This is a genomic window from Microcystis sp. M31BS1, from assembly GCF_020245285.1.
In the GTDB taxonomy this organism is placed as follows: Bacteria; Cyanobacteriota; Cyanobacteriia; order Cyanobacteriales; family Microcystaceae; genus Microcystis; species Microcystis panniformis.
Window position 1 is genome coordinate 1 of the sequence record NZ_JADBVE010000175.1, and the last position, 3,531, is coordinate 3,531.

At 41.3% G+C, this 3,531-nt stretch carries 6 protein-coding genes; all 6 read left to right on the forward strand.

The features are described 5' to 3' along the window. Positions 1 to 325: 325 nt before the first annotated feature. The 6 genes from IM509_RS10315 to IM509_RS10340 all read left to right on the forward strand — a co-directional run bounded on the left by IM509_RS10315 (position 326) and on the right by IM509_RS10340 (position 3,274). On the forward strand, positions 326 to 553 hold the full coding sequence (locus tag IM509_RS10315; protein WP_002758339.1) for a hypothetical protein: 228 nt from the start codon (positions 326 to 328) through the stop codon (positions 551 to 553). Further along, positions 550 to 822, forward strand: coding sequence for a ParE family toxin-like protein (locus IM509_RS10320; protein ID WP_043998982.1), 273 nt, complete (start codon positions 550 to 552; stop codon positions 820 to 822). Before IM509_RS10315 ends, IM509_RS10320 begins: the two co-directional genes overlap by 4 nt. 329 nt (positions 823 to 1,151) lie before the next feature. Continuing rightward, on the forward strand, positions 1,152 to 1,808 hold the full coding sequence (locus IM509_RS10325; RefSeq protein ID WP_002758338.1) for an SGNH/GDSL hydrolase family protein: 657 nt from the start codon (positions 1,152 to 1,154) through the stop codon (positions 1,806 to 1,808). 381 nt (positions 1,809 to 2,189) lie between these two features. Next, entirely contained in the window at positions 2,190 to 2,441 is a 252-nt protein-coding gene (locus IM509_RS10330) for a hypothetical protein (RefSeq protein WP_260441305.1), read from the forward strand. A gap of 186 nt (positions 2,442 to 2,627) precedes the next feature. Continuing rightward, complete coding sequence (locus IM509_RS10335; RefSeq protein ID WP_002757090.1) at positions 2,628 to 2,900, forward strand: hypothetical protein; 273 nt, start codon at positions 2,628 to 2,630, stop codon at positions 2,898 to 2,900. Next, positions 2,897 to 3,274: a clan AA aspartic protease gene (locus IM509_RS10340; RefSeq protein ID WP_072927885.1), complete on the forward strand. Its 378-nt coding sequence runs from the start codon at positions 2,897 to 2,899 to the stop codon at positions 3,272 to 3,274. The genes IM509_RS10335 and IM509_RS10340 overlap by 4 nt, the downstream gene beginning before the upstream one ends. The last annotated feature ends 257 nt before the right edge of the window (positions 3,275 to 3,531 follow it).

The following is a 3,531-nucleotide window of genomic DNA, read 5'->3' on the forward strand; positions in this document are numbered from 1 at the left end:
CTCCCCCACTGCTGTAACAAAAAACAACTATCCCCCGATAGCGATCGCTAAAGGTCGAATAATTGTAAATTTTTGTCAATGGGTGCGGTCAGATCGAAGAATCATCGCTAGAATGAGCCTAATTGTCAGGAATTTAGTTAACCAAGGTTTTTGGCAATAGGCTAATCTGGCTAACACGCTTTTGGTCGTGATATAGGGAAAAGTTCCGGCGATTGCGCCTAAATGGGGTGATATACAGAAAGTTGACCCATATCGTTACCCCAGAGAGTGTTATAGAGAAAGTTGACCTATAATATGTAGTTATGTTTTCAAGAGAAGAGAAGAAATGTTATCAACACTTCTAAGTAAAGCTGTACAAAAAGCTCAAGAACTACCAGAAGCAATTCAAGACGAACTGGCAGAGCAGTTTATTGAAGACATCGAAAATGAAATCAAATGGCAAGAAACATTATCTAAACCCCAAGACAGCTTAATTCTCAAAGAACTTGCTCAGAAAGCTATTGCGGATTCAGAAAACGGACAGACTGAAGAAATGGGATTTGATGAGCTATGAAGTCGGAACTAAATCCAGATTTCGTCGGCTTATTTCAACAGCTACCAGACAGAGTGAAAAGAACAGCCAGAAAAAATTACAAGTTATGGCAAGATAACCCAAGCCATCCAAGCTTAGAATTTAAGGAGGTCAATCAAGAAGACCAGATCTGGTCAATCAGAGTCGGTATAGGTTGGAGAGCGCTAGGAAGAATCAAGAGTAAGAATGTAATTGTTTGGTTTTGGATAGGCTCTCACGCAGAGTATGACAAATTGTTAAAGAAGTTGTGAACCAAGAAACATAACAAATCACCGCACCCGAAATAATAGTGAAATTTTGTGATAAAGTGCAGTCATATCTAAGAATCTTTGCTATAATTACGCAAAGCTTTTGTGATAAGTTTCCTTAAAGGAGATTGTTTGCAGTAAGCTAATCTGGCTAACAGGCTTTTGGGCGTGATATGGGGAAAAGTTCTGGCGATTGCGCCTAAATGGAGTGTTATACAGAAAGTTGAACCATATCGTTGCCTCAGAGAGTTTTATGCAGAAAGTTGACCTATAATATGTAGTTATGTCGCATTGCTTCTTTGCGCAAGTGGAAAATTTTGAGGTATAGATTTATGACCCACATCGTCTTGCTCGGCGACAGCATATTTGATAATGCTCCTTATGTGGATGTTGAAGAAGATGTTATCCATTACCTTAAGCGCAAAATACCTTTAGGATGGAAAGCCACTTTACTCGCTATTGATGGTTCTATTACCACGGATCTCCATGCTCAAGTTCAGAAGCTACCTAAAGACTCAACTCACTTGTTTTTGAGTGTTGGGGGAAATGATGCTTTACGCAACATCGACTATCTATCTCAGAGGGCACAATCTGTTGCAGAAGTAATAATTAAATTTTCAAGGCTGGTCGGAGATTTTCGTGCTAACTATGTAAGTGCAATCAAAGAGCTACTGGAAAAACAGTTGCCAATAACAATTTGCACCATCTACGAGCCAAGATTTGAGCAGTCAGAATACCAAAGCATAGCGACAACTGCACTCACATTTTGGAATGATGTGATAATTCAAACAGCAATAGCCTATAAACTACCAATTATTGATCTGCGCCAAATCTTTACCAGTACATCTGATTACGCTAATCCGATTGAGCCATCTGCAATTGGTGCAGATAAATTAAGCAGCTACATTCTAGAAATAGTACAAAACCATAACGTTACTCAACTACATACAATCATCTATGGAAACTCCAAAGACTCTCGACAAAAGTGAATTGCCCTGAATGGCACTTCAAGATAGATCGACAATCTGTCGTTTGGTCTATTTCGGTGGGCAAGTCAATTTCTTCTTTGGCAATAGCGGTTCTACGATAGACCACTCTTCATTCGTCATACTACTTGAGTACATTTTGGCTTACTCCAAAGTATCGATTTTCGGGGATAACTAGACGGCGGCGCCTTCACTGACGGGGTTCAGACCAAAGTATTGCCGTTAAACAGGCTACAGACTCTCTTCCCTGCAACCTATAGTGGACAAGGTTTTCGCTTCACCTTTTCAGCCTAGCATCTACATTATAAAAGATACCAAATCGGTTCTATAGTTCCATATCTCTGGACAAAAATTTTCAAATTTATAAAAGTTGATCTAAATTCCGTGATTACTATCTATCAATTAAAGCCAGCTTTTCAAAAGATATTGAGTCCGCTAGTCAAGCAACTAGCGAAACAAGGAATCACGGCGAATCAAATTACCACATCTGCTGCTGTCTTATCAGTATTGATGGGAATAGCAATTGTCCTTTGGCATTGTCAGCGCTGGCTACTGTTGCTGATGCCTTTGGTACTTTTTATGCGAATTGCACTGAATGCGATCGATGGGATGTTATTGCGATCGCCGATCTGGTAGGGTGCGTTCCCTAATGCAAGTCCCACTGCTCCAGCGATCGATTTTGGGGAACGCACCATGCCCATTGATTGAAACTGTGGGTTTAAGTGCGATGCCGCTCTTGTGGGCCCAGTTGGGGAATGTTAGCGAAGATTCCCGATGTTTAGGTTAAAATAGAGGGGCAAAAGTTGCAACAAGATCAATCCTATGACAGTCCGACAACCCCGCTATAGCAAAGAAGAATTTGCCCAGCGTGGCGATCTGATTTATCAAACTCAAATACGTCCACAAGTCGAATTGGGTAATCAGGGCAAAATTGTAGCAATTGACCTTGAAACTGGCGACTTTGAAATTGATGCGCGTGAAATATCTGCTTGCAATAGACTCGAAGCCCGTCACCCAGATGCTCAAATCTGGATTGTTCGAGTCGGTTCTCGCTATGTTCGCCGATTTGGTGGACGGACAAAGAGATTAGTATGATCGCCGGAATCGTTAACGCGGATTTTGAGGCGATTATTTCACTTTCGATATGTGACTCTGAAGGAAATATTTACGCGCAAGATGCGATCGTTGATACAGGTTTTAATGGTTGGCTTTCATTGCCACCAGACCTAATCGATCAGCTAAACCTAAAATGGAAAAGACGAGGACGTGCTATTCTTGGTGATGGTAGCGAATGCGTTTTTAATGTCTATGAAGCTCTCGTAATTTGGGATGGAGATTATCTGACTATCCCAATTGATGAAGCTGATTCCGAACCTCTAGTGGGAATGTCATTAATGGAAGGCTATCAACTCACGGTTCAAGTATTTGAAGAAGGCAGCGTAGAAATCCGTAAAGTAAGTGCCGTCTAACACTGCGTTGGAGCCGACTTCACCAAAAATACCGACAAAAATTACAGGTTATCTGCGGCGGCTCAACTAGACCGTTATACTGAATCGGTTTTTAATAGCATGATTAACTGCCAATCCAACTTGAAAAACCCGCTCCCTTCTCCCCCACTGCTGTAACAAAAAACAACTATCCCCCGATAGCGATCGCTAAAGGTCGAATAATTGTAAATTTTTGTCAATGGGTGCGGTCAGATCGAAGAATCATCGCTAGAATGAGC